Annotated in this window: 25 protein-coding genes and 1 tRNA gene; 8 read left to right on the plus strand and 18 right to left on the minus strand. The window is 75.0% G+C overall.

Features of this window, described 5'->3' with window-relative positions:
- The first annotated feature begins 42 nt into the window (after window positions 1-42).
- The 3 genes from PCC79_RS02865 to moaA are packed head-to-tail and all read left to right on the plus strand — an operon-like array spanning window position 43 to window position 2,005.
- Window positions 43-537, plus strand: coding sequence for a MogA/MoaB family molybdenum cofactor biosynthesis protein (locus tag PCC79_RS02865; RefSeq protein ID WP_342372936.1), 495 nt, complete (start codon window positions 43-45; stop codon window positions 535-537).
- Window positions 537-983 (plus strand): molybdenum cofactor biosynthesis protein MoaE, encoded by a 447-nt coding sequence (locus tag PCC79_RS02870; protein ID WP_342372937.1) that lies wholly within the window; start codon window positions 537-539, stop codon window positions 981-983. The genes PCC79_RS02865 and PCC79_RS02870 overlap by 1 nt, the downstream gene beginning before the upstream one ends.
- Complete coding sequence (gene moaA / locus PCC79_RS02875) at window positions 980-2,005, plus strand: GTP 3',8-cyclase MoaA (protein ID WP_342372938.1); 1,026 nt, start codon at window positions 980-982, stop codon at window positions 2,003-2,005. Before PCC79_RS02870 ends, moaA begins: the two co-directional genes overlap by 4 nt.
- A gap of 25 nt (window positions 2,006-2,030) precedes the next feature.
- On the opposite strand, the gene PCC79_RS02880 is transcribed toward moaA, so the two are convergent.
- The 10 genes from PCC79_RS02880 to PCC79_RS02925 form a co-directional block, all read right to left on the minus strand.
- Window positions 2,031-3,164 (minus strand): ABC transporter ATP-binding protein, encoded by a 1,134-nt coding sequence (locus tag PCC79_RS02880; protein WP_342372939.1) that lies wholly within the window; start codon window positions 3,162-3,164, stop codon window positions 2,031-2,033.
- Complete coding sequence (locus tag PCC79_RS02885) at window positions 3,161-3,946, minus strand: ABC transporter permease (RefSeq protein ID WP_342372940.1); 786 nt, start codon at window positions 3,944-3,946, stop codon at window positions 3,161-3,163. Before PCC79_RS02885 ends, PCC79_RS02880 begins: the two co-directional genes overlap by 4 nt.
- Complete coding sequence (modA, locus tag PCC79_RS02890; RefSeq protein ID WP_342372941.1) at window positions 3,943-4,728, minus strand: molybdate ABC transporter substrate-binding protein; 786 nt, start codon at window positions 4,726-4,728, stop codon at window positions 3,943-3,945. Before modA ends, PCC79_RS02885 begins: the two co-directional genes overlap by 4 nt.
- Window positions 4,725-4,964 carry a MoaD/ThiS family protein gene (locus tag PCC79_RS02895; protein ID WP_342372942.1) on the minus strand — a complete coding sequence of 80 codons (240 nt, stop codon included), beginning with the start codon at window positions 4,962-4,964 and terminating at the stop codon, window positions 4,725-4,727. The genes modA and PCC79_RS02895 overlap by 4 nt, the downstream gene beginning before the upstream one ends.
- Window positions 4,964-5,794 (minus strand): NTP transferase domain-containing protein, encoded by an 831-nt coding sequence (locus PCC79_RS02900; protein ID WP_342372943.1) that lies wholly within the window; start codon window positions 5,792-5,794, stop codon window positions 4,964-4,966. The genes PCC79_RS02895 and PCC79_RS02900 overlap by 1 nt, the downstream gene beginning before the upstream one ends.
- Window positions 5,791-6,273, minus strand: coding sequence for a cyclic pyranopterin monophosphate synthase MoaC (gene moaC / locus PCC79_RS02905; RefSeq protein WP_342372944.1), 483 nt, complete (start codon window positions 6,271-6,273; stop codon window positions 5,791-5,793). Before moaC ends, PCC79_RS02900 begins: the two co-directional genes overlap by 4 nt.
- Window positions 6,270-7,499 (minus strand): gephyrin-like molybdotransferase Glp, encoded by a 1,230-nt coding sequence (gene glp, locus PCC79_RS02910; protein ID WP_342372945.1) that lies wholly within the window; start codon window positions 7,497-7,499, stop codon window positions 6,270-6,272. Before glp (PCC79_RS02910) ends, moaC begins: the two co-directional genes overlap by 4 nt.
- A 34-nt stretch (window positions 7,500-7,533) precedes the next feature.
- A complete protein-coding gene (locus tag PCC79_RS02915; protein ID WP_342373584.1) occupies window positions 7,534-8,676 on the minus strand; it encodes a ThiF family adenylyltransferase in 1,143 nt (380 codons plus the stop codon).
- A 56-nt stretch (window positions 8,677-8,732) separates the two neighbouring features.
- Window positions 8,733-8,993 carry a DUF6457 domain-containing protein gene (locus tag PCC79_RS02920; protein WP_232549986.1) on the minus strand — a complete coding sequence of 87 codons (261 nt, stop codon included), beginning with the start codon at window positions 8,991-8,993 and terminating at the stop codon, window positions 8,733-8,735.
- A gap of 83 nt (window positions 8,994-9,076) precedes the next feature.
- Window positions 9,077-9,152: transfer RNA gene (locus PCC79_RS02925), tRNA-Arg, on the minus strand.
- Window positions 9,153-9,496: 344 nt separating this feature from the next.
- Here PCC79_RS02925 and PCC79_RS02930 point away from each other — a divergent pair.
- Together PCC79_RS02930 and PCC79_RS02935 are read left to right on the plus strand one after the other, a co-directional pair.
- Window positions 9,497-10,873, plus strand: a complete 1,377-nt coding sequence (locus tag PCC79_RS02930; protein ID WP_232549985.1) for a UTP--glucose-1-phosphate uridylyltransferase — start codon at window positions 9,497-9,499, stop codon at window positions 10,871-10,873.
- A gap of 4 nt (window positions 10,874-10,877) precedes the next feature.
- Window positions 10,878-11,228 carry a hypothetical protein gene (locus PCC79_RS02935; protein ID WP_232549984.1) on the plus strand — a complete coding sequence of 117 codons (351 nt, stop codon included), beginning with the start codon at window positions 10,878-10,880 and terminating at the stop codon, window positions 11,226-11,228.
- 580 nt (window positions 11,229-11,808) lie between these two features.
- Here PCC79_RS02935 and mscL read toward each other — a convergent pair.
- The 4 genes from mscL to PCC79_RS02955 all read right to left on the minus strand — a co-directional run bounded on the left by mscL (window position 11,809) and on the right by PCC79_RS02955 (window position 14,188).
- Window positions 11,809-12,189, minus strand: coding sequence for a large conductance mechanosensitive channel protein MscL (gene mscL, locus PCC79_RS02940; RefSeq protein ID WP_232549983.1), 381 nt, complete (start codon window positions 12,187-12,189; stop codon window positions 11,809-11,811).
- A gap of 200 nt (window positions 12,190-12,389) precedes the next feature.
- Window positions 12,390-13,013 carry an SAF domain-containing protein gene (locus PCC79_RS02945; RefSeq protein ID WP_342372946.1) on the minus strand — a complete coding sequence of 208 codons (624 nt, stop codon included), beginning with the start codon at window positions 13,011-13,013 and terminating at the stop codon, window positions 12,390-12,392.
- A 73-nt stretch (window positions 13,014-13,086) separates the two neighbouring features.
- On the minus strand, window positions 13,087-13,461 hold the full coding sequence (locus PCC79_RS02950; RefSeq protein WP_342372947.1) for an FmdB family zinc ribbon protein: 375 nt from the start codon (window positions 13,459-13,461) through the stop codon (window positions 13,087-13,089).
- Between the two features lie 88 nt (window positions 13,462-13,549).
- Window positions 13,550-14,188: a 5-formyltetrahydrofolate cyclo-ligase gene (locus PCC79_RS02955; protein WP_342372948.1), complete on the minus strand. Its 639-nt coding sequence runs from the start codon at window positions 14,186-14,188 to the stop codon at window positions 13,550-13,552.
- Between the two features lie 122 nt (window positions 14,189-14,310).
- Here PCC79_RS02955 and glp (PCC79_RS02960) point away from each other — a divergent pair, with 122 nt between their 5' ends.
- From glp (PCC79_RS02960) to PCC79_RS02970, 3 genes are all read left to right on the plus strand, one after another.
- On the plus strand, window positions 14,311-15,630 hold the full coding sequence (gene glp / locus PCC79_RS02960) for a gephyrin-like molybdotransferase Glp (protein ID WP_342372949.1): 1,320 nt from the start codon (window positions 14,311-14,313) through the stop codon (window positions 15,628-15,630).
- Window positions 15,627-16,247 (plus strand): GNAT family N-acetyltransferase, encoded by a 621-nt coding sequence (locus tag PCC79_RS02965; protein WP_232549978.1) that lies wholly within the window; start codon window positions 15,627-15,629, stop codon window positions 16,245-16,247. The genes glp (PCC79_RS02960) and PCC79_RS02965 overlap by 4 nt, the downstream gene beginning before the upstream one ends.
- A gap of 103 nt (window positions 16,248-16,350) precedes the next feature.
- Window positions 16,351-17,100 carry a hypothetical protein gene (locus tag PCC79_RS02970; protein WP_342372950.1) on the plus strand — a complete coding sequence of 250 codons (750 nt, stop codon included), beginning with the start codon at window positions 16,351-16,353 and terminating at the stop codon, window positions 17,098-17,100.
- A 10-nt stretch (window positions 17,101-17,110) separates the two neighbouring features.
- On the opposite strand, the gene PCC79_RS02975 is transcribed toward PCC79_RS02970, so the two are convergent.
- From PCC79_RS02975 to PCC79_RS02990, 4 genes are read right to left on the minus strand one after another with little or no spacing between them, the layout of a single operon-like run.
- Window positions 17,111-19,531, minus strand: a complete 2,421-nt coding sequence (locus PCC79_RS02975) for a CHAT domain-containing protein (RefSeq protein WP_342372951.1) — start codon at window positions 19,529-19,531, stop codon at window positions 17,111-17,113.
- A 4-nt stretch (window positions 19,532-19,535) separates the two neighbouring features.
- Entirely contained in the window at window positions 19,536-21,065 is a 1,530-nt protein-coding gene (locus PCC79_RS02980; protein WP_232549975.1) for a S8 family peptidase, read from the minus strand.
- Between the two features lie 6 nt (window positions 21,066-21,071).
- Complete coding sequence (locus PCC79_RS02985; RefSeq protein ID WP_232549974.1) at window positions 21,072-21,560, minus strand: hypothetical protein; 489 nt, start codon at window positions 21,558-21,560, stop codon at window positions 21,072-21,074.
- Window positions 21,557-22,141: a sigma-70 family RNA polymerase sigma factor gene (locus PCC79_RS02990; protein WP_342372953.1), complete on the minus strand. Its 585-nt coding sequence runs from the start codon at window positions 22,139-22,141 to the stop codon at window positions 21,557-21,559. The genes PCC79_RS02985 and PCC79_RS02990 overlap by 4 nt, the downstream gene beginning before the upstream one ends.
- Window positions 22,142-22,296 lie beyond the last annotated feature (155 nt).

Consider the following 22,296-nt stretch of genomic DNA (forward strand, 5'->3'; position numbering starts at 1 on the left):
AACCGGTGGGGGGTGTCGGGGCGTGGGGAACAATGGGTCCCCATGAGCTCCCCAGACCCCCAGCAGCCGGCCCGGCGGCACGCCCACGTCGTGACCGTGTCCGACCGGTGCGCCGCGGGCATGCGCGAGGACGCCTCGGGCCCGGCCGCCACGGCGGCCCTCGAGGCGGCGGGGTTCCGGGTCACCGGGTGCGTCGTCGGCGACGGTGAGGCGTCGGTGGCCACCGCCCTGGCGGAGGCGCTGGCGTCCGGCGCCCGGCTCGTGGTGACCTCGGGCGGCACGGGGGTCGGCCCGCGCGACCGGACGCCCGAGGGCACCGCCGGCCTGCTCGACCTGACGATTCCCGGCATCCCTGAGCTGCTGCGCAGCGCGTCCGGCGCTCCGCACGCGTGGCTGAGCCGGGGGCTGGCGGGGGTCAGCGGCGCCGCGCTGGTGGTCAACCTGCCCGGCTCGCCCCGGGCCGTGACCGAGGGGCTCGGCGTCCTGCTGCCCCTCGTGCCGCACCTGCTGGACCAGATCGACGGGGGCGACCACTGATGCCGGTCGTGCACACCGCCGTCACCGCCGAGGTGCTGGACGCCGACGCCCACCACGCGTGGGTCGTCGGCCCCTCGGCCGGCGCCGTCGTGGCCTTCCACGGCGTGATCCGTGACCACGACCCCGAGGCCGCCGGCGTCGTCACGGGCATCGACTACACCGCCCACCCGGACGCCCCGGCGATCCTGGCGCGGCTGGTGGAGGAGGTGCTCGCCACCCACGATGCCGGGGGCGAGGCGCGGGTGGCCGTCTCGCACCGGGTGGGGCACCTGGGCGTCGGCGAGCTCGCCCTCGTGTGCTGCGTCGCCAGCGCCCACCGCGCCGAGGCGTTCGGGGTGTGCGGTGCGGTGGTCGAGGCCGTGAAGGCGGGCCTGCCCATCTGGAAGCACCAGACCGAGGCGACGGGGCGCCGCGTCTGGTCCGGCCTCGGGTTGGCGGAGTCGTGAGGAGCCTGCCGCTGCTTTTGGACGGCCATGGGCGCGAGCACCGCGACCTGCGGATCTCGCTGACCGACCACTGCAACCTGCGCTGCACGTACTGCATGCCGGCTCAGGGCGTGCCGTGGCTGCCCAAGCCGACCCTGCTGACCCGCGCGGAGCTGTTCGTGCTGGCCGGCTGTGCGGTGCGCGCCGGCGTCACCGAGCTGCGATTGACCGGCGGGGAGCCGCTGCTGCGCACCGACATCGTCGCCGTGGTGGCGGGGCTGGCCGCCCTCGAGGGGCCGGCTGGGCGCCCCGAGGTGTCGATGACCACCAACGGCATCGGGCTGGAGCGGCTGGCGGCCGACCTGGCCGGTGCGGGTCTCGCCCGGGTCAACATCTCCCTCGACACGCTGCGCCGCGACCGGTTCGCCCAGCTGGCCCGCCGCGACCGGCTCGACGACACCCTGGCGGGCATCGAGGCCGCCCGGGCGGCCGGCCTGGGGCCGCTCAAGCTCAACGCCGTGCTGCTGCGGGAGGTGAACACCGACGAGGCCGTCGACCTGCTCGGCTTCGCCCTCGCGCGGGACGCGGAGATCCGCTTCATCGAGCAGATGCCGCTGGATGCGGGGCACACGTGGACGCGGGAAGGCATGGTCACCGCCGAGGAGACCCAGGCGCTGCTCGAGGCGGTCTACCACCTGACCCCGCTGCCGGGCCGGGGCGCCGCCCCGGCCGAGCGCTACGCGGTGCGGCCGCACGGGCGTCCGGACGCCGATCCGCTGGGGACGGTCGGCATCATCGCGTCGGTGACCCGCCCGTTCTGCGGCACCTGCGACCGGTTGCGGCTCACCGCGGACGGCCAGTTCCGCACCTGTCTGTTCGCCACGACCGAGACCGATCTGCGGACGCCGCTGCGCGCCGGGGCGTCCGAGGAGGAGCTGGCCGGGCTGATCCGCGCCGGGCTGGCCGCCAAGCTGCCGGGCCACGGCATCAACGACCCCGGCTTCCTGCAGCCGCCCCGGCCCATGAGCGCGATCGGGGGCTGATCGCAGGGGGTGGGCGGCAGGGCGCTCAGCGCGCGTAGAGCGTGACCTGGGCGGCCTTGACCACCAGCCACACCCGCCGGCCGGGGGTCAGCCCACCCTCCGCGGCGGCGGCGAGGGTGAGGTCGGCGGCGACGGGGGAGCCGTCGGCCAGCACGCACCGCAACCGCACCAGCGCGCCGCGGGGCTCGACGGTGGCGACCGTGGCCGCCCAGTGGTTGCGGGGGCTGCCCCCGGGCGGATCGGCGTGCACCGCCACCGCGGCGGGCGCGAAGCAGGCGAAGCCCGTCGCGCCAGGGGCCTGCGCGGCGTCCGGCGCGTTGCCCAGCTGGGAGCCCGGCCCTGGGCTCGGGTGGGGGCCCGGGTGGGGGCCCGGCCCGGACGCGAGCCCCGTCACGTGGTCGCCGCCCGGCAGGTCGAGCCGGTCGGGGGCACAAAGGCGGCCGGGCAGCAGGTTGACGTCCACGAGGTCGGCCACGAAGGAGCCCCGGGGCCGGGTCAGCCGGTCGACGACGGGGCCGGCGTCCACCACCCGGCCGTCCTCCACGAGGGCGAGCGCGTCGGCGAGGGCGAGGGCGTCGAGGGCGTCGTGGGTGACGAGCAGGGTGGTGCGGTGCTCGGCCCGCAGCCGCTCGCGCAGCAGGGAGCGCATCGCGGCCGCCACGGAGGCGTCCAAGGCGGCCAGGGGCTCGTCGAGCAGCACGACCTGGGGGTCAGTGGCCAGGGCGCGCGCGAGCGCGATGCGCTGGGCCTGCCCGCCGGAGACCTCCCAGGCGCGTCGCGCCGCGAGATCGCCGCACCCCACGGCGTCCAGCTCGGCCCGGGCGCGGCGCCGGGCCGCGGCGGGCCGGACGCCACGGGCGCGGGGCCCGAAGGCCACGTTGTCGAGCACGTCGAGGTGGTCGAAGAGCAGGGCGCGCTGCTCGAGCACCGCGACGCGGCGCCGGTGGGTGGGCACGTGGACGCCGGGGACGGCCACCAGCGTGTCGCCGAGGCGCACCTCGCCCGCGCTGGGGCGCAGTTGCCCCGAGACGAGTTGGAGCAGGGTGGACTTGCCGGCGCCGTTCGGCCCGACCACCGCGGTGATCGAGCCCGGCTCGGCGCTGAGCTGGAGGTCGGCGGAGCGGGTGGCGACCTGCGCGGCCACCGTGACGGCGGTCACGCGACGCCCCGGCGCGGCGTCCGGCGGGAGAGCCAGGCGGTGAGCGCGACGGTGACGGCGGCGACGGCCACGAGCACGAGGGAGAGCGCGAGCGCGGACGCGGTGTCGAGCTCCCGCACCTGGTAGATCTCCAGCGGCAGCGTCCGGGTCACCCCCTGCAGCGCGCCGGCGAAGGTGATCGTGGCGCCGAACTCGCCGAGCGCGCGGGCGAACGTGAGCGCGGTGCCGGTGGCCAGGGCCGGCGCGGTCACGGGCACCGTGACGTGCAGCAGCGTGTGGGTGGGGGACGCCCCCAGGCTGGCCGCGATCCGCTCGCGGGCGAAACCGGCGGTGCGCACCGCCCCCTCGACCGACGTGACCAGGTAGGGCATGGCGACGAACACCTGGGCCAGGACGACGGCGAGCGTGGTGAACCCGATCTCGATGCCGAGGGCCGACAGGGGCGCGCCCACGGTGCCGCGGCGTCCGAAGGTGATGAGCAGGGCGAGCCCGGCGACGACCGGGGGCAGCACCATCGGCAGCGTCACCAGGGTGCGCACCACCCCGGCCAGGGGTCCGTCGCTGCGTGCGAGCAGCAGCGCCAGCGGCAGCCCGAGGAGCACGCTCACGACCGTCGCGGCGAGGCAGGTGACCAGGCTGAGACCCAGGGCGTCCAGGGCGGCGGGGGTGGTGAGCAGCGCCGGGAGGTCGGCCCACGCCACGCGCAGCGGGATGCCGAGCAGGGGCAGGGTGAGGAACGCCAGCGCGGCGGCGGCGGGCAGGTACAGCCAGCGCGGCGTCACGGGAGCGTGAACCCGTGGGCGGCGAGGACGTCGCGCCCGTCCGGCCCGGTGATCAGGGCGACGAACGCGGCGGCGGCGTCCGGGTGGGGGGCGTCGTGGACGACCGCGATCGGGTAGGTCGTGGCCGCCTGCGCGGCGCCGGGGAGGGGGAGCGTCTCGACGGCGTCGCCGGCCGCCAAGGCGTCGGTGGCGAACACGATGCCGGCGTCGGCCTCGCCGGAGGCCACTTTGCCGCGCACGTCGGTGACCTTCTGTTCCTCCGACACCGGCCGCAGGGTGACGCCGGCGGCGTCCGCGATCGCGTGGGCGGTGGCCCCGCAGGGGACCGTGGGCGCGCACACCACGAGTCGCCGGCCCTCGAGCGAGACGTCCAGGCCGGTCACGGCGCCGGGGTTGCCGCGCGGCACGATGAGCACGGCGGTGTTGGCGGCGAACGTGACCGGCTCGCCCGCCAGCAGCCCGGCGTCGCGGGCGCGGGTCATGGTGGTGACGTCGGCGGTGGCGAGCACGTCGGCGGGGGCACCCGCGGCCACCTGGTCGACCAGCGTGGGGGAGCCGTCGAAGCTCAGCGTGACGGCCAGGGCCGGGTCGAGCGCGGCGATCTCGGTGAACGCGGCCGTCAGCGACGCGGCGGCGAACACGGTCACGGGGGCGGGGGCGGGGGCGTCGGACGGGGCCGCGGGGGCAGCGGGGGAGAGGCCGGCCGCGCAGCCGGCCAGGGCGGTGGCCGCCGCCAGCGCCGCGACGAGGATGGCCCGGCGGGCCCGCTGGGGGCGGCTCATCCGCCGGCGAAGGGGGGCAGGACGTCGACCAGCGCGGCGTGCGTCAGCGGCGTCGTCGGATCCTCGGTGTGGACGCCGTCGACCAGCACCGAACAGCGGGCCAGGACGCGCTCGAACCCGGCACCGTGGGCGTCGACCAGCCGCGCGCGCAGGGCGCCGAGCGTGGGTGCGTCGAGCGTCTCGGACGCCACCCCGGCGGCCTCGGCCGCGGCGGCGAAGTAGCGGACCTGGGGCATCAGGGCTCCTCGGGGATCGGGGCGGACGCCAGAGCCTCGGCCAGGCGGGCGGCGAGGTCGGTCGGGTCGGCGTCCGGGTGGGTGGCCAGCGCGCTGCCCCACAGGTGGGCGGCCACGGGCGCCATCGGGCGGGCCCCGGCGTGGGCGACCCGCCGCGTCAGGCGGAGCACCGCTCGCTCGTCGACGCGCGCCGCATCGAGCCCGAGGTGGGCGCAGGCGTCCTCGACGAAGGCCCGCCACGCCGCCGGCTCGGCCACCGAAGCCTCCCAGCGGGCGAGCTGCTCGGGCGTGTCGACGTCGTCGGGGCGCGCGGCACCGGGCGCCACCGGCAGCAGGGTCAGCCCGTCGAGCACGCTGCGCATCGAGCGGCCGGTCGGGTCGCCCGCGGCGGCGAAGGCGCGCCGCAGGGACGCGGTGCGGTAGAGGGCGGCCAGGTGCTGCGGGGTGCTGGTCGCGTCAGTGAGCACGAGCCCGTCGGCGTCCGGCGGCGCGGGGGGCAACGCCGCGCGCAGGCGGGCGGTGATCGCGACGGCGTCGGGGAGGTCGCAGGCCAGCGCGAGCGTCCAGGGGGCGGGCTCGGCCACGGCGTCGAGCCCGGCGAGCAGGCCGGCGGCGGGCCCGCCGAGCGGGGGCCGTTCGCGGGTGAGCCGGACCCCCGGGGGCACGGCGACGCCGCCGACGACCACGGTCGTGGCCGCCCCGGAGGCGGCGCGCAGCGCGCGGTCGAGCAGCCGTTCGCCCCCGACGCGCAGGTCGGCCTTGCTGACCCCGCCGAGCCGCGCACCGCGGCCGCCGGCCAGGATGACGGCGTCGTGGGGTGGCGTCGTCATGCGTCCTCCCGGCGCCAGTGGCCCGAGCGGCCGCCCTGCTTCTCGAGGAGGCGGACGTCAGTGATGTGGGCGGACCGGTCGAGGCCCTTCACCATGTCGACCACCGCGAGGGCGGCCACGGCGACGCTGGTCAGGGCCTCCATCTCGACGCCGGTGCGGTCGGCGGTCCGGACGGTGGCGGTGATGTCGACGCCGTGGTCGGCGATCGTGAGCGCGACCTCGCAGCCGTGGACGCCGATCACGTGGGCCAGGGGCAGCAGGTCGGGCGTCCGCTTGGCCGCCTGGATGCCGGCGATGCGGGCGACGGCGAGCACGTCGCCCTTGGGCACCTCGCCGGAGCGCAGCAGGGCCACCACCGCCGGAGCCACCCGCACGGTGCCGGCCGCCGTCGCCGCGCGGGCGGTGGGCTGCTTGGTCGTGACGTCGACCATCCGGGCGGCCCCGGCCTCGTCGAGATGGGTGAAGGGGTGCTGGGTCACGGGAGCCTCCTGATGGCGACGAGGTCGCCGACGGCGACGGCGGTGACGTCCTCGGCGACGGCGGCCAGGGCGTCCGCCGCCGCGAGCGAGGTGATCATGTGGGACGCCGACCCGTGCCGGTGGGCGGGCCGGACGAGCTGGCGTCCGGACGCGTCCACGTCGAGCAGCACAGGCACGAGCTGCCGGCGCCCCGCCGGGGACGACCACGCGGCGGCCGCGACGGCGGGCGTCCAGGCCGGGGTTGGGCGGCGGTGGAACCGGTCCAGCACCGGGGCGACGAAGGTCTCGTAGCTGACGGCGGCCGAGAGCGGGTTGCCGGGCAGGGCGATCACGGGCAGGCCGCGCCCCCCCCAGCGCGCCCAGCCCTGCGGCTTGCCCGGCTGCAGGCGCACGTGGCGGAACCGGGCCCCGGCGCGCTCGAGGACGATGCGGGTCACATCGGCGTCCCCGACGCTGACCCCGCCGGAGACGACGACGAGGTCGCAGGTGGCGGCCAGGCCGTCGAGCGCGCCGGCGAGCGCCGCGTCGGTGTCACGGACGGCCGGCAGCACGGTCGCCTCGCCGCCGTCGCGGGTGAGCGCGGCGGCCAGGAACGTGGCGTTGGATTCGAAGATCTGCCCCCGGCCCAGATCCCCGCCGGGTGGGACGAGCTCGTCACCGGTGGCGATCACGCCCACCCGCGGGCGCCGCACGACGCGCACGGTGGCGTGGCCCGCGCCGGCGGCGGCGGACAGGGTTCGGGCGCCCAGCCGGACGCCGGCGTCCAGCACCATGGCGCCTTGGCGGACGTCCTCGCCCGCGGCCCGCACGTGCTGGCCCGCCGCCACGGGGGCGTCGATGCGGACGCCCTGGGGCAGGAGGGTGGTCTGCTCGACCGGCACGACGGCGTCCGCCGCCGTGGGCAGCGGGGCACCCGTCATGATGCGGACGCAGGCGCCCGGGCCGAATGCGGGGTCGGCGGACGAGCCGGCCAGCACCTCGGCGTCGATGCGCAGCACGGTGGGTGGTGCAAGGTCGGCCGAACGGACGGCGAAGCCGTCCATCGCGGAGTTCGCAAACGCCGGGACGTCGCCGCGGGCCACGACGGGCGCGGCCAACGTGCGGCCGGCGGCCTCGCGGAGGGGCAGCTCGTCGACGTCGGCGGCGCCGAAGGGCTCGATCAGCGCGAGGACCTCGGCGAGGTACTCCTCGACCGTCAGCAGGGCCCGGGTGTTCGTCAGCGCCATGGGAGCGTGTGCCTTCCGCCGGGTGGACAGGTGTTCAGTATGCGGGTTGGGACGGGTCGACCTCGCGCACCCACGCGAGGATGCCGCCGGCGAGCACCCGGACGCGGGACGCCCCCGCCTGCGTCAGCGCGGCCGCGGCCGCCTCGGCGCGCGGCTGGACCTTGCAGTGCACGACCACGTCGGCGTCCGGGGCCAGGCCGATGGCGGTGGGGTCGGCGAGGACGTCGGCGAGGGGGACGCGCAGCGATCCCGGGATCGCGGCGATCGCCACCTCCGCGGGTTCGCGGACGTCGAGCACCACCGGCGGGGTTTCGGAGGTGAGCTCGGCGGCGAGGTCTGTGGGGGTGACGAGCGGGTGCTGGTGGGTGGGGGGCGTTGCAGGGGCGGGGGATGCTGTGTGGGCCGGGCGGGGGGCGAGGGGCAGGTGGGTGACGGTGGCGTCCGCCAGGTCGACGAACGCCACGCGGCCCAGCAGGGGCGTGCCGATGCCGCAGATCAGTTTGACGGCCTCGCCGGCCATCGTCGAGCCGACTTGACCGGTCAGGGCGCCCAGGACGCCGGCGTCCCCGCAGGTGGGCACGGTGCCGGGGGCGGGCGGGGCGGGGAAGAGGTCGCGCAGGTCGGTGCCGCGGTGGGGGGCGGGCGGGTCGGCCCAGAAGACCGACACCTGGGCCTGCAGGCGGTACACCGACGCCCACACGCAGGGCAGGCCGAGCGCGGCGCAGGCGTCGTTGACGGCGTAGCGGGTCTCGAAGTTGTCGGAGCCGTCGAGGACGAGGTGGGCGCCGGCGAGGAGTTCGGCAGCGTTGCCCGGGGAGAGGCGGGCGCGGTGGGTGATGACGTCGACGTCGGGGTTCAGCGCGCGCACGGCCGCCGCCGCGGAGTCGACCTTGGGCTGGCCGACGGCGGCGTCGGGGTGGATCACCTGGCGCTGCAGGTTCGTGACGTCGACCACGTCGTCGTCGATGATCGTGAGCCGTCCCACCCCGGCGGCGGCGAGGTAAAGCAGCGCCGGCGATCCGAGCCCTCCGGCGCCGATCACGGCCACGTGCGCCGCGCGGAGGCGGCGTTGGCCGAGCTCACCCACGGCGGGCAGCAACAGGTGCCGGGCGTACCGCTCAGTGGCCCCCCGATCCAGCGGGGGGCCGGGGTCGACGAGTGGGGGGAGTGGGGGGATGGGGGGGAGTGGAGCGTCGGGTGTCCCGGAGGTGGGTGTCGTGGGCTCGGTGGGCGTCACGGGCGTCCGCTCCGGTGGGCGGCGTCGAGGATCGCATCGTGCAGCGCGGCGGCGTCCACGCCGGGCATCCCGGCCCCGGCCAGGCCCCACAGGTGGGCGGCGACGGGAGCCAGCGGCCGAGTGGAGGCGTCCGCCACCTCGCCCGCCAACGACAGGATCGCGTCGACGTCCACGCGGGTGGGATCCAGCTCCAGCGCCGCGCAGACGTGGTCGAGCCACGGCTGCCAGAGCGCCTGGTCGACGGGTGGTCGGGTCACCCGGCCCACCCTAGTCACGCCCGGCCGGGTCGCCGGAGGCTCTCACCCCTCAGTTCGGCGTCACGAGGGGTGGGGAGTCTTGCTGGCGGCCCCGGGAGGATTCGAACCTCCGACACATAGTTTAGGAAACTACTGCTCTATCCCCTGAGCTACGAGGCCAGCGGTCTCGTGTTGACGATGAACAGTGTACGGCGAGCCCGAGGGCGGCCGGTCTGCGTGGTCCGGGACCCGACGGGAGAAGCAGGCGCCGAGGAAAAGTGAAGGGGCTACTCGTCCTAAAGTACGAGAAGTCACCCTTTTGGGGGACTGGTGCTCCGTGACGATAGGGCTATAGTTCTACCCACGAGAGCGACGCCAGGTTGTTGATGTCTCCTGGGGGTGGGTAGACGGCTTTTCAGCCCTTCGACCGGCGTCGCTCTCGCTCTGTGTTCTCAGCCCCCCTCGCCAGGCGAATCGTGGCAACCGGTGCGCCCGGGTGCGGCGTCCGGGCCTAGCCTTGAGTCATGACCAACGGACTCGACCGTGCACGCACCAAGATGCAGGACGCCGGCGCGTCCGGCGCCGCCATCGACGTGTTCAGCCACTACTACCGTCTCGTCGCGGAAGGGAGCGGGGGCTTCTACATCGAGGAGGACTCGATCGACCCCCTGCTCGAGCCGCCGCAGCTCGCGTCCGTGCAGGTGGACGCCGACGCCGCGCGTGAGGCACTCGAAAAGACCGTCATCATCAAGCTGAACGGTGGGCTGGGCACCTCGATGGGCCTGGACGGCCCCAAGACGCTGCTGCCCGTGCGCGGTGACATGACGTTCCTCGACGTGCTGGTCGAGCAGGTGTTGCGGGCCCGCCGGGAGACCGGTGCGCGGCTGCCGCTGTTGTTCATGAACAGCTTCCGCACCCGTGAGGCGACGTTGGCGCACCTGGAGCGCTACCCCGACCTGGCCGTGGACGGCCTGCCCGTCGACTTCCTGCAGGGCTTCGAGCCGAAGCTGACCGCGGACACCCTGGAGCCCGTGGAGTGGCCGGCCGACCCCGACCTGGAGTGGTGCCCGCCCGGCCATGGTGACATCTACACCTCGCTGGTCGGCACCGGGTTGTTGGACGCGCTGCTCGAGCGCGGTTTCCGCTACGTCAGCATCGCCAACGGGGACAACCTGGGCGCCGGTCCGAACGCCACGCTGGCCGGCTGGTTCGCGGCGTCCGGTGCGCCGTATGCCGCGGAGGTCTGCACGCGCACGGCGAACGACCGCAAGGGCGGGCATCTCGCGGTTCGCAAGGCGGACGGGCAGCTCATCCTGCGGGACACGGCGCAGACGCGCCCCGAGGAGATGGACTACTTCACCGACGAGCACCGCCACCCGTACTTCCACGCCAACAACCTGTGGGTCGACCTCGCGGCGCTGAAGAACCTGATGGAGGAGCGCAAGAACGTGCTCGGCCTGCCGCTCATCCGCAACGAAAAGACGGTCGACCCGAGCGACAAGGCGTCCACCCCGGTGATCCAGCTGGAGACCGCCATGGGCGCGGCGATCGAGGTGTTCCCGGGGGCGCAGGCGATCGCGGTGCCGCGCGACCGCTTCCTGCCGGTGAAGACGACCAACGAGTTGCTGCTGGTGCGTTCCGACGCCTTCGAGCTGGACGCCGACGCGCGCCTGGTCGCCGCGGTCGAGAAGCTGCCGACCGTGTCGCTCGACAAGCGGCACTACACGCTGCTGCCCGATTTCGACGCCCGGGTGCAGGTGGTGCCGTCGCTGGTCGGCGCGTCCTCGCTGACGGTGGAGGGTGACTGGACGTTCGCGTCCGAGGTCACTGTCGTCGGCGACGCGCATCTCGAGGACGCCGGCGCCCCGGCCACCGTCCCGGGCGGCGTCCTCGGGGACTGACCTCGTGACGGAACCCTGGCACCGCGCCATCGCGTATGCCCTGGTGGGGGAGGATCTGGAGCTGGGGCTCCAGGCGCGTCCCGATGTGCCGGCGCTGCTGAGGGAGTTGGCGTCGCGTGGCTGGACGGGCGGCCGGATCGCTGACTTGGCCCGTGGTGCTGCTGCGGCGGGGTGGCCGTTCGTCGTGCCGGACGCGCTGCGCCGCGGCCTCGGCGCCGCGCAGCTCCACGCCGCCATCGGCAGTGCCCGGACGGAGCTGGGATTGGACGTACTGGCCGTCCTGCCACCCTCGCGTCGCACGACCCTCACGGCCGACGAGCGGCGCCTCCGCGCCGACGTACCGCCGCACTGGTGAGGTGGCCCGGGTGGGCCGGGGCGATCTGGGTCACTCTGGCTGGCCGGGTTGTCTTGGCGGGCTTGGCCTCGGGGTGACGCGAGGCGTCCGAGGGGTTGGTGTCCCGGTGAGTCGGCGTCCGGGTGCTGTGAGGACACTGGGTCCGTACGTTGCGCACCGGGGACGCACGTGGCGCAGTGCAGCGCACGTGGCGCAGTGCAGCTCACGTGGCGCAGTGCAGCTCACGTGGCGCAGCGCAGCTCACGTGGAGGCCCTTGCACGGCCCGCCACGTGAGCTGCACTGCGCCAGGTGAAGCCACGCTGCGCCAGGTCAAGCAGAGCTGCGCCGGGTAAAGCTGGTCACGCGCGATGTCGATCGGGTCGGCGTCCCACCGGGGGCCAGGAGGGAACCGCCGAGTCGAAAAGCGGCACCGGGCCGGATTCGCACCGCGCCTCGGTGCTCAAACTCCACTTCATGGCTCAAACTCCGCCTCCGAACCCGGAGTTTGAGACCGAAGTGTGCGTGTCGCGGGGGAACCGGCGCAGCCGGGGCAGCGAAAACCCCGCCGCCCGGGGGGCGGCGGGGTTCGTGTGCGGTGGCTCAGAGGGCGCGGTTGGCCTTGAGCAGGTCGCGGATCTCGGCGAGGAGCTCGTCGGTGGTCGGGGCCGGGGCGACGGCGTCCGAGTCAGCCTTGAGGCGCGCGTCCGCGGCGGCCTTGACGGCCTGGTACGGCTTGATCACGAGGAAGTAGATCACGGCCGCGACGATCACGAACGAGATCACCGCGTTGAGGAAGATCCCCAGCGGCAGGCCGGCCGGCGCCCAGGCGCTGAAGTCCGGCACGCCGCCGAACATGCCGACGAAGCTCAGCAGGATGTTGGTGAACGTGGAGACGACCGTCGCGAACGACGTGCCGATGATGACGGCGGTGGCAAGCTCAATGAGGTTGCCCTGCATCAGGAAGTCCTTGAAACCCTTGATGGTTGTTTCACACCTCTCATGGTTGGGGGCAGTGCCTGGGTGAGGCGTGGGGCTGCCACACGAGAACAGTAGCGATCCGAGCGCAAAGGTTGCGAATTCAAGTGACATTATTGCGCAACAGATTCACAGAGCTTGCAGTCGCGGTGGGGGCGCAACCGCCGCAGGACTAGCCCCTTAACACCGCAGGACCCTGTGGCGCCTCAGCGCAGGGCGATGGCAACTCCGCCGGTCTGGGCGGCCACGGTGAGGCGGGCCGCCACGTCCGGCGTCACCTCCACGAGCGCCGCGCCGGCACCGGACGCCCCGAACGCCCCCGTCGCCGGAGCGGGCACCGCCACGACACGGACGTTCTGGGCCAGGGACTCGGCATCACCGCCGGTGCTGAACAGGTCGACCCGCGTGCCCGGCTGGACGAGCGGTGCGATCGCCGCGTCGGCCAGGGGCAGGGCGGCCACGACGAAGCCGTCCCGGGCCAGCCGTTGGCCCTCGGCCAGAGCCGTCGCGGTGATCGGCGTCCGTGCCGAGGCGGGCCCGTTCAGCGTCCGCCCCACGGCGGTGGCGGGGTCGAGCAGCACGTCATCGGGGAAAGTGCCCGGCGTCGCGGGCAGGGTGGTGAGGTCGGACGCGACCAGCACCGTTCCGCCCGGCAGGTCCCGGGTGGCGACCACCACGGACGTCAGCTCCGGTGGGCGGGGGGCCAGCACCGACAGGGTCGCCAGCACGGCGACCGCCGCCGCCAGCGCAGCCAGCGATCGGCGCCGCAGGTGCAGGAAGCGGCGCAGCGGCCAAGGAACCACCGCACGGGACATTCCGGGTCGTCTCACGCCCAGACATTAGGACGCCGGTGTCACGCCTTGTCCGAGCCGAATGGCTCCTGAGGGGTGTCCGGCCGTGGGGTCAGCGCGACCCACTCCCCGACGCAGGGGTCGACGTGGAGCCCGAGCCCGACGCCGAGCCCGAGCCGGACGCCTTGGCGTCACCGGTGCCGGACGTCGAACCCGACTTCTCCTTCGCGGACCCCGACGAGGCCGAAGACTCTGAGCCACCCGAGCCGCCCTCGGCCCCGGAACCCTTGGCGGCCTCGTTCTTGCCGCGGGTGCGGTTGTCGGTGGCGTAGAAGCCCGAGCCCTTGAACACCACGCCGACGGCGCTGAACACCTTGCGGAGGTTCCCGTCGCACTGCGGGCACACGGTCAGGGCGTCGTCGGTGAAGGCCTGGACGGCCTCGAGCTCGGCGCCACAGTCGGCGCAGCGGTACTGGTACGTGGGCATGGGCGCTTCCTTCGCGAACGGAACAACCGCCGATGATAACGAAGCCGGGCACCCTCGCCATTCCCGGTCCGCCCCGCCGGCAGGTGAGTCAGCCGCCCGCGGGTCGGGTCGGCACGAGCCCGTGTTCGGTGACGAGCACGTCGACCGTGACGTCCCACGGGTCACGGGGGAGAGTGTCGAGGACGGCCTCGGCGTCCAGCACCGCCGCCGTGACGCAGCCCGCGGCGGCGCTGGGCAGGGCGCGGTCGTACCAGCCGCCGCCGACCCCCAGCCGCACGCCCTCGACGGTCGCGGCCAGCGCCGACGTCACCACCAGCGTCACCGACCCCAACGACACCGACCCCAACGACACCGGCTCCAGCGCCACCGGCCTCTCCGACGCCGGCCCCGCGAGCCCAGCCGACGCAGACGCGTCCGGCCCCGGCTCGGGAATCCCGCGCCACCCGGGCACCAGCGTTCCCGGGCCGGCGTACCACGCCCAGGCGGGCGTGCGGCGTCCGCGCAGCAGGGGCAACAGCACCCGCACACCCCGGGCGTGGAGGGCGTCGACGAACTCGGTGGTGTCGGGCTCCGGCGGCACGGAGAGATAGCACGCGACGGCACTGTGACCGCTGGCCAGCTGCAGCAAATGGGTCAGGCGCGCCCGGTCCCGCGCCGCCCGCTCGGCGGGTGTCGCGCGCTCACGAGCTGCGCGGAGCTCGGCCCGCAGGGCGGCCTTCGACGGCATGCCCGCCGGGGTGGGCGTACCGGGGGCAGCGCCCGGGGCAGGGTTGCCGATCGGGTTGCCATTTGCCCGGGCTCGCCGGGTCGCTCCGCTCGGCTGCCCAGTCACCCGTTTATCGTAGTTTCATGGCCCTTTTCGGACGCAAGAAGACCTCGGAGCCCGACGCGGACGCCGCGCCGGCTGCCGAGACCCCTGCCGCACCTGTTCCCCAGATCACCCGTCGGTCGGTGACCGAGCAGCGCGCGTTCCTGCTCGACCAGGTCGGGGCGATCCGTCCGTTCGGCATGCAGATCTTTGACGTCCCCGGGCTCACGCTGTGTGAGGACATCCGCTCCGACCTCGACCTGCCGCTCGTCACGACGGCGCGCGTCGGCGGCTGGGCCGTCCGCGGCTCCGACCTCGTGGGGGCCACCCCGGAGGTGCCCAAGGAGCTCTACGTCGTCGACCAGATCGCCGCCGGCGAGGCGCCGGGCGCCCCGCTCGTCGCGGGCGCCGCGATTCGCATCGAAGAGGGCGGCATGATCCCCGAGGGGGTCGACGCGGTCGTGCCCGACGCGTACGGCGTCCTGGGTGAGGACGGCTACGTGCGCATCGGCACCGAGACCCGGCTGTACGACAACCTCCGCCGTGCCGGCTCCGAGCTGGCCGACGGGACGCCCCTGCTGGCGGCCGGCGACGTGCTGACGCCGCGGTCGGTGGCGGTGCTCGCCGAGGTGGGCCTCGACAAGGTGCTGGTGCGCCCGCGTCCGCGCATCGTGGTGTTCACGGTGGGCGACGGTCTCGTCGCGCCCGGCCAGGCGCTCACCCAGCCGCAGCAGCGTTACGACGCCGCCACCACGCTCATCACGGCGGCGGCCCGCGCGGACGGCGCCACGGTCTACCCGCTCGGCATCATCAGCAGCGACGCCCGCGAGATCCGCCAGACGATCGCCGACCAGCAGATCCGCGCCGACCTGATCGTCGCGGTCGGTGGCGGCGAGCTGATCCGCGAGGTCGCCGAGGGCATGGGCGAGCTCGATGAGGCCGTCGTGGCCCTCAACCGCGAATCGCGGTACGCGTTCGCCGCGCTGGGCAACGACCGGACGCCCATGGTGATCCTGCCCGCCGGGGTCGTCAGCGCCTATGTCGGTTACCACGCCTTCGTGCGTCCGGTGATCCACAAGCTCAACGAGTCCGACCCGCTCGCGGCCCCGCGCGTCGATGGCTTCGTCGCCGAGCGCCTCGAGGTGCCGGACGGCATCACGCAGTACATCCCGGCCGTCTGGTCGTCGGACCAGACGGTGCGCCCCGTGAGCGGCGTGGACTCCGAGCTGGCCTGGGACCTGGCGCGCGCCAACGTGCTGCTCGTCATTCCCGAGGGCTGGGCCGGGGCCGACGCGGGCTCCCAGGTGGAGTGCATCGTGCTCGACGACGCCGGCGCGCGGGGCGACGAAGCGGTCCGGTGACCCTCTTCGGGTCGCGCCGCTGGCCCGTCACGCTGCGGCACGGCCCGGTGCTGCTGCGCCCGCTGCGCCGCCGCGACGAGGCCGAGTACCACGCCGTCCGCGCGCTCAACACCGAGTGGACCCGGCCGTGGGACTCCACCCGACCGCCCGGGTCGTCCGGTCAAGGCATCACCTACGCCGAGATGGTGCGCAGCTTCGCCGCGGACGCCCGCGCCGGCCGTTCGCTGCCGTGGGCGATCATGTGGGCGCCGGAGGGGGAGCGCCCCCGCCTGGCGGGGCAGATGTCGATCACCGGCATCGTCCACGGCTCGGCGCGCTGGGGCATGGCCGGCTACTGGGTCGCCCAGGGGCTCGCGGGCCGCGGCATCGCCCCCACGGCGCTCGCCCTGGCCGCCGATCACATGTTCGAGGCCCTCGAGCTGCACCGCCTCGAGGTGGCCATCCGCCCCGAGAACACCAAGTCCATCCGGGTGGTGGAGAAGCTCGGGCTGCGGCTGGAGGGCATCCGGCCCGCCTTCATGCACGTGGACGGTGCCTGGCGCGACCACGCGGTCTACGTGCTGCACGCCGAGGAGGTCGAGCCCGAGGGGGTCATCGGACGCCTCGCCGGCCCCTGAGATCGCGCGCCAGCAGCGCCCCCGCTCTGACCTGCGTCCTGGATCGGACGGGACGCGGCGCGTCGCCCGGAGCGCCCGCCGAGCCGCCCCCTACCCTCGACGCATGGGTGTGGAGGGTCTGGTTTTCGGGTTCGTGGCGGCCTTCTGGCTGATCTACCTGATTCCGCTGTTCCTCAACCGCCGCGACAACGGGCTCATGGACGAGGTCGAGCCCGGCGACCCCTTCACCGGCACCGTCACGATCGTGCGTCGCGGCACCCCCTTGGACTCGGCGGAGGACGCCAACGCCGTCGTCTCGACGCCCCTCAACCGCCGGGCCGCGCTGCGTGAGCTGGCCGCCATCGACGCCGGCGCCGCCCGCCGCCGGCGCCGCGTCCTGACCTTCCTCGTGCTGGCCACGCTCACCGTGGTCGCGTTCGCCGCCTTCGGCCTCACCGCGTGGTGGGGGGTGCTGGTGCCGGTCGCCCTCGTGGTCGCGTTCCTGGGCGTGGCGCGCTTCTCGGCGCGCGCCATGCGGCGTGACCTCGACCGCCGTGCCCGCATCATCCGCGGCGCGGACGCCGAGGAGGACACGATCGCCCTCGTCCTCACCGACGAGGCCCCGGACGCCGACGACGCGTCGGTCGAGCTGTCGGTGCCCGTCGAATCCACCGGCTCGCTGTGGGATCCGGTGCCGATCACCGCCCCCACCTACGTCAGCCGCCCGCTGGCCCCCCGCACCGTGCGCACCATCGACCTCTCGATGCCGGCCCCCACCACGGCCGCCCTTCCCGTCACCGCGGACCTGCCTTCCGACGCTCCGGCGGAAGACACCCGCGAGGAAGCCGACCTGCGTCGCGCGGTCGGCGAATAGTCACCGGCCCTCACCACCCGGCCCCGAAGCACACCAGCGGCGGCGCGTCGGGCCCGAACGCCGCGACGCTCGCGGCGAGGGCGTCCGCCGGCGGGCTGCCGGACGCCAACCGCGCGTGCAGATCGGGCATGAGCCGCGCGGCGGCCTCGTCGGAGAGGGCCACGGGGGAGGCCAGCACGGTGCGGACGCCGGCGTGCAGCAGCGCCGTCGCCAGCCCCAACGGGTCATCGCCGGCACCGACCGCCCCCAGCTCGCAGGCCGACAGCACCACCGTGTCGGGCAGCGTCACCAGCCGGTCCAGCTCGTAGCCGAAGGCGGGGCCGTCGGCGAGGTCGACGTGGCTGAACAGCGGGTTGAGCGCGTGGTGATGGCCGTGGGCGGCGACGTGCACCACGTCGCTGCGCAGGGTGGCCGTACCCACCGCCATCACCGTGGCGTCCGGGCCGGTGAGCACCTCCGGGTCGCCCCAGTGGGTCGCGCAGGCGCCCACCTCGTCGGCGGCCCGGCGCAGCGACGGCCCGGCCACGAGCAGGGGGCGGGTCAGGGCGCGCCGCGCCGGGGCCCGGGCCCAGGCGGTGGCGCTGCGCGGCACGGTGACCGCCCGGTCGCGCAGGCTCGGGAGCAGCGGCCACGGCACCAAGGAGAACAGGCCGGGGGTGACCAGCACCACGCGGCGGGTGGTCACGCGGGCGAGTGCCGGGGCCAGCCAGCTGGCGTCCAGCTGGGCCAGCCGCTGGGCGAGCCCGGCCCGGACGCGGGGCGCGAAGGGGGCGGGGAGGTCGGCCGCCGCCACGTCGAGATCGGCCCGCAGCCCCGCCAGTTCGGACGCCAGCCCGCCGAGCGGCCCGAGCCGCACCAGCGTCCCCCCACCCGCGCCGTCCACCACGACGGCGTCCAGCTCGGCGTCGCTGACGAACAGGCACACCGACGTGGCGTCTGCGGCCGCGAGCGCGGCGCCCAACTCGTCCCGCGTCGCGACGGGCTGCGTCGCGCCGGAGCCGCCCGCCTGCCAGGCCCGCTCCCGGATGCGGCGGCGCAGCTCGCGCTGCCGGGCGGGGTCGCCGCCGAAGGCGTGCAGGGCGCGGAGCTCGGTCAGGTCGTCGGCCTGCGCGGCGTCCGTCGGTGGCCGGACGCCCACCACGCGGGAGGACGCCGCCCGCGTCCGCTCGGACCACTCGAGCACCAGGTCGACGTCGGGTCGCGCCAGCGCCACCGACAACCCCAGCTGTCCGAGCCGGGTCAGCGCGCCGGAGAGTGAGGTCTGCAGTTCCAGGCTGCCCAGGGTCGAGGCGAGGGCTTGGACGCCGTCGAGCGTGGTGCGCAGCGTGCGCAGGGCGTCGGCGCGGCGTCCCAGGGCGATCTGGCGTTGCGCGGCCACCGCGGCGGCCCACGGCTCGTAACGCCGGGGCGTCGACGGGGGCAGCGGCACGCGCCGGGCCTCCGTCAACCGCCCCTGGGCGAGCAGCCAGCCGCACCAGGCGATCGCGAGGCGGCGGGCCTCATCGGCGAGCCCGCGGGCGCGGAGCTCGGCCAGGAGGCGCTCGACATCGGGCAGCCGGCGACGGCCTGCCGCGCACGCGCAGACCGCGGCGGCGGCGTCCGCCCGCAGCCGGGACAGATCGGCACCCATGGCGGCGAACCGGGACGCCGCGTGGCGCGCGAGCCGCAGCCCCTCGGCCGGATCGTCGGTGACCACCAACCGGGCCAGCAGCAGCTCGGCGGATGCCGCCGCGCGCCGTGCGCGGCCCGCGCGGAACTGGTCGATGGCACGCCGCAGGTCGGCGACGGCGTCGTCGCGGAGCCCCGCCGCAGCCAGCACCTCGGCCCGGTCCTGCAGCCAGACGGCGTGCAGGGCCGGGGCCTGGCCCGCGAAGAATGAGGCCACGGAGTCCATGGCCGTGAGCGCGCGGACGTGGTCGCCCAGCAGGAAGGCGGCGTAACCGGCGTTGTGGCGGGCCTTGGCCAGCAGGGACGCGTTGCCCGTCCGCTCGGCGTGCGCGGCGGCGCGCTCGAAGTCGACCAACGCCCGGCGGGCGTCCGCCGCCTCGAGGCGGAGGTTGCCGCGGTTCAGCAGGTTGCGGCCCAGTGCCTCGTCGTCGGCGGCCAGGGTGCGGATGGCGGAGCTGAACTCGGCCAGGGCGTCCGAGGGCAGGCCCAGCCGCAGCAGCACGACAGCGCGCTGGCCGTGCGCCGTGCCGCGGGTGTGGTCGTCGACGCCCGCGAGCGCGAGGGCGTCGCGGCACAGGCCGTCGGCCAGGTCGAGGTGGCCGAGCTCCGCCTCGGCGTAGGCGAGGGTGGTGAGCAGCAGGGCGCGTTCGACGGGGGTGGGGTGGCGCTCCAGCCCCTGGCGCGCCCACGAGCACGCCCGGGTGTGGTGGCCGGCGTTGGTCGCCGTCCGCGCCCGGGCGTGCAATTCAGCAGCGCCCAGCATGCTCCTAGGGTGACACCAGCCCCGTCACGCGCGCCACCGCTTCGCGGGCCCGGGCGACCGGATCCTCGGGCAGGCGCCGGCCGTCGAGCAGCTCGGCGGCAATCCTGCCCGCCAGCAGCGGCGCGGCGAACGACGTGCCGCTCCACACGCCGAAGCCGGCGCTGAAGTCGTCCGGGTCGACCGATGCCCGCTTCCGGCCGAACGCCATCGACTCCGCCTGCGCCTGCATGCCGCCCTGGAACGTGGTCGGCATGGTGCTCACCACCGCCGCCCCGGGCGCGTGGGTCCGCACCCACGGGCCCACGTTGCTGAAGAGCGCGTCGCAGGTTCCGTTCGGGTTGAGCGCGCCGACGCTGACCAGTGGGGCCCAAGATGCGTCCGAGGAGTCGTCCCACGGGATCGGCCCGCCGCCGCCCTCCCACGGCCCGAAGGCCGCGGGGAAGCGGGGCCGCGCCGTGGCGTCGTTGCCGGCGGCGCAGACGACGACCACGCCGAGCGCCAGCAACCGCGCGAGCGACGACCACAGCGGGCCGTCGAACAGCGGGTCGTCCGGCAGCTCGTGGTAGTACCCAACCGAGAGGCTGAGCACGTCGATGAGCAGTCCGTCCGGGGCTCCCTCCCGGCCCCGGCGAACCAGCTCGGCGAGGTCGTCGAGCGCGTCGATGAGGTCGGCCTCCACCAGGGCCCCCTCGGCGGGCAGGATGCGCCACGCGTGGATGTCGGCGTCCGGCGCCGCCTGGTGCACCAGCCCGGCGCTGAACGTGCCGTGCCCGGCGTAGGCGTCCAACCCGCCATCCAGGGGCCCGACCGTGTCGGGGAGCATCTCGGGGCCGTGGGCGGCGTCGAGGCCGATCGGCAGGCCGTCGATGGTCCGGTTGCAGGTGACCACGTCGTCCAGCCACGGGTGTCGGCCACAACCCGAGTCCAGCAGCGCCACCACCGGACGCCGCCGCGTCAGCTTCGCGCGCCGGTGCGGCGGGCGGCCCACATAGGCGACCGGTTGGCGTCCGCCCCACCCCGGCGTGGCGTAGCCGCCCAGCGGCGAGGAGTGGGTGAACGGGCTCGATTCGGTGAAGGGACTGGACTCGGTGAACGGGCTGGAGTGGGTGAAGGGGCTGGATTCGGTGAACGGCGAGAGGGTGAGGATGTGGTTCAGCGACGCCCGCGCCGCCAGCTCGGGCTGGGTGAGGCGGACGTTCTGCAGGAGGTCCCAGGCGTCGGGAGCCTGGGCGGCCACGCCGGGGCGTGGCGCGATCTTCACCCGCTTGATGGAGCGCCACGGCCGTGGGTCGGGCTCGGCCTCGGGTTCGGGCTGCCAGGCGTGACCGATGGCCACGTCTCCCAGCGCGTCGATGCTGGCGGCGTCGTTGGCCGGGACGAGCAGGGTGTCGGGGATGTACGCGGTCGCGCGGACGTCCTGGCCGGCCAGGACGACGTCGCCCTGGGGGTCGAGGACCTTGCCGCGCAGGTCGTCCAGCAGCCCGCCGGGCAGGAGGGTGGGTTGACGGTCGAAGTCGTGCCAGGAGGTGGTCATGGTGCCTCAGATCTCGAAGAGGGTGGTGCGGAACTCGGCACCGGCGCTTTCGGGGGCGTCGGCGTCCGAGGTGGGGCTGACGACGAGCCGGGTGAGGCCGCGTCCGGAGCTGGGGACGTCGAAGCGGCCGTGGGCGTCGAGGGTGGCGGTGGTGGACGCCTCGCCCTGCACCACCGTGACCGTGCCGCCGGTGGCCGGGGTGACCCAGCCGTCGATCCGCTGCGCCCCGCCCTCGCTCGAGACCCGCACCAGCACGGCCAGCGACGCGGACCGGAACTCGATGAGGACGCGGCCCGCGTCGCCGGCCCCCGTGCGGGTACCGGCCAGGTGGTCATGGCGGTTGACGAGGGTGAGGAGTTCGTACTGGGCGTCCAGGTCCTCCATCGCGAGGGCCACGAGGATCGTCTCGGCCAGGTCGGGCGGGGGCGGATCCCACCGGTCCCACGCGCTGCGCAGGGTGGCGAAGAGGGGCTCGGGCGCGGGCGTGCCGGTCATGCGGAGGCCCCTTCCAGGAGAGAGCGGAGCTTGTCGAGGCAGCGGCGGCGCGTCGGGCCGATGCTGCCGATGGGCGTGCCGGTGGCCGCGGAGAAGGCCGCGTAGTCGGGCCGGTCGGCGAACGCGATGATGCGCAGCAGGCGTTGGCACCGGGCGTTCAGCGAGGACACCGCCTGCCAGAGCCGACGGGCCTCGAATCCGGCGATGGCGGCGTCCTCGGGGGTGGGTAGCTGGACAGGGGCCGTGGGGGCGAGTTCGTCGACGGGGATCTCGCGGGTCCGCGTCGAGCGCCACGCCAGGCGCCGGGCGGTGGTCATCATCCACCCGGTCACCGCTTGGGAGTCGCGCACCTGACCGGGGTCGCGCACCAGGCAGAGCCAGGCGTTCTGCAGGACGTCCTGCGCCGCCTCGGCCGAGAGCCCGTAGGAGCGGACGGTGTGCCACAGCACCGGGGTGAGGACGCGGACCAGTTCGTCGAGCGCCTGCCGCTCGCCGTTGGCCCAGCGCGCATGGGCGGACGCCGCGGCGTCCCAAGTGGTGGGGACGCCGTCTGCCCGGCTCGTGGGGGGCGCGTCCGACATGAGGTCATTGAACTCCACGTCGGTCAGGAGGCGACAGGGGTGGGCGGTGATACATGTGGTCGTGGGGGATTGGGGGATTGGGGGGATGGCGGGAGGACACGGCGGTTTTCGCCGCGGGGGGGCAGCTGGTAGGGTGGCACCCGCTCGATGAGCAG

It is taken from the genome of Propioniciclava soli, from assembly GCF_038502305.1.
In the GTDB taxonomy this organism is placed as follows: domain Bacteria; phylum Actinomycetota; class Actinomycetes; order Propionibacteriales; family Propionibacteriaceae; genus Propioniciclava; species Propioniciclava soli.

Excerpts from the sequence above, each read along its gene's own strand:
- PCC79_RS02980 (WP_232549975.1), bottom strand. The coding sequence starts at position 21,065 with ATGACCACCTCCTGGCACGACTTCGACCGTCAACCCACCCTCCTGCCC.
- PCC79_RS02900 (WP_342372943.1), bottom strand. The coding sequence starts at position 5,794 with ATGACGACGCCACCCCACGACGCCGTCATCCTGGCCGGCGGCCGCGGT.
- modA (WP_342372941.1), bottom strand. The coding sequence starts at position 4,728 with ATGAGCCGCCCCCAGCGGGCCCGCCGGGCCATCCTCGTCGCGGCGCTG.
- PCC79_RS02865 (WP_342372936.1), top strand. The coding sequence starts at position 43 with ATGAGCTCCCCAGACCCCCAGCAGCCGGCCCGGCGGCACGCCCACGTC.
- PCC79_RS02950 (WP_342372947.1), bottom strand. The coding sequence starts at position 13,461 with ATGCCCACGTACCAGTACCGCTGCGCCGACTGTGGCGCCGAGCTCGAG.
- PCC79_RS02990 (WP_342372953.1), bottom strand. The coding sequence starts at position 22,141 with ATGTCGGACGCGCCCCCCACGAGCCGGGCAGACGGCGTCCCCACCACT.
- glp (WP_342372945.1), bottom strand. The coding sequence starts at position 7,499 with ATGGCGCTGACGAACACCCGGGCCCTGCTGACGGTCGAGGAGTACCTC.
- PCC79_RS02870 (WP_342372937.1), top strand. The coding sequence starts at position 537 with ATGCCGGTCGTGCACACCGCCGTCACCGCCGAGGTGCTGGACGCCGAC.
- PCC79_RS02975 (WP_342372951.1), bottom strand. The coding sequence starts at position 19,531 with ATGCTGGGCGCTGCTGAATTGCACGCCCGGGCGCGGACGGCGACCAAC.
- PCC79_RS02955 (WP_342372948.1), bottom strand. The coding sequence starts at position 14,188 with ATGCCGTCGAAGGCCGCCCTGCGGGCCGAGCTCCGCGCAGCTCGTGAG.
- PCC79_RS02895 (WP_342372942.1), bottom strand. The coding sequence starts at position 4,964 with ATGCCCCAGGTCCGCTACTTCGCCGCCGCGGCCGAGGCCGCCGGGGTG.
- glp (WP_342372949.1), top strand. The coding sequence starts at position 14,311 with ATGGCCCTTTTCGGACGCAAGAAGACCTCGGAGCCCGACGCGGACGCC.
- PCC79_RS02970 (WP_342372950.1), top strand. The coding sequence starts at position 16,351 with ATGGGTGTGGAGGGTCTGGTTTTCGGGTTCGTGGCGGCCTTCTGGCTG.
- PCC79_RS02930 (WP_232549985.1), top strand. The coding sequence starts at position 9,497 with ATGACCAACGGACTCGACCGTGCACGCACCAAGATGCAGGACGCCGGC.
- PCC79_RS02985 (WP_232549974.1), bottom strand. The coding sequence starts at position 21,560 with ATGACCGGCACGCCCGCGCCCGAGCCCCTCTTCGCCACCCTGCGCAGC.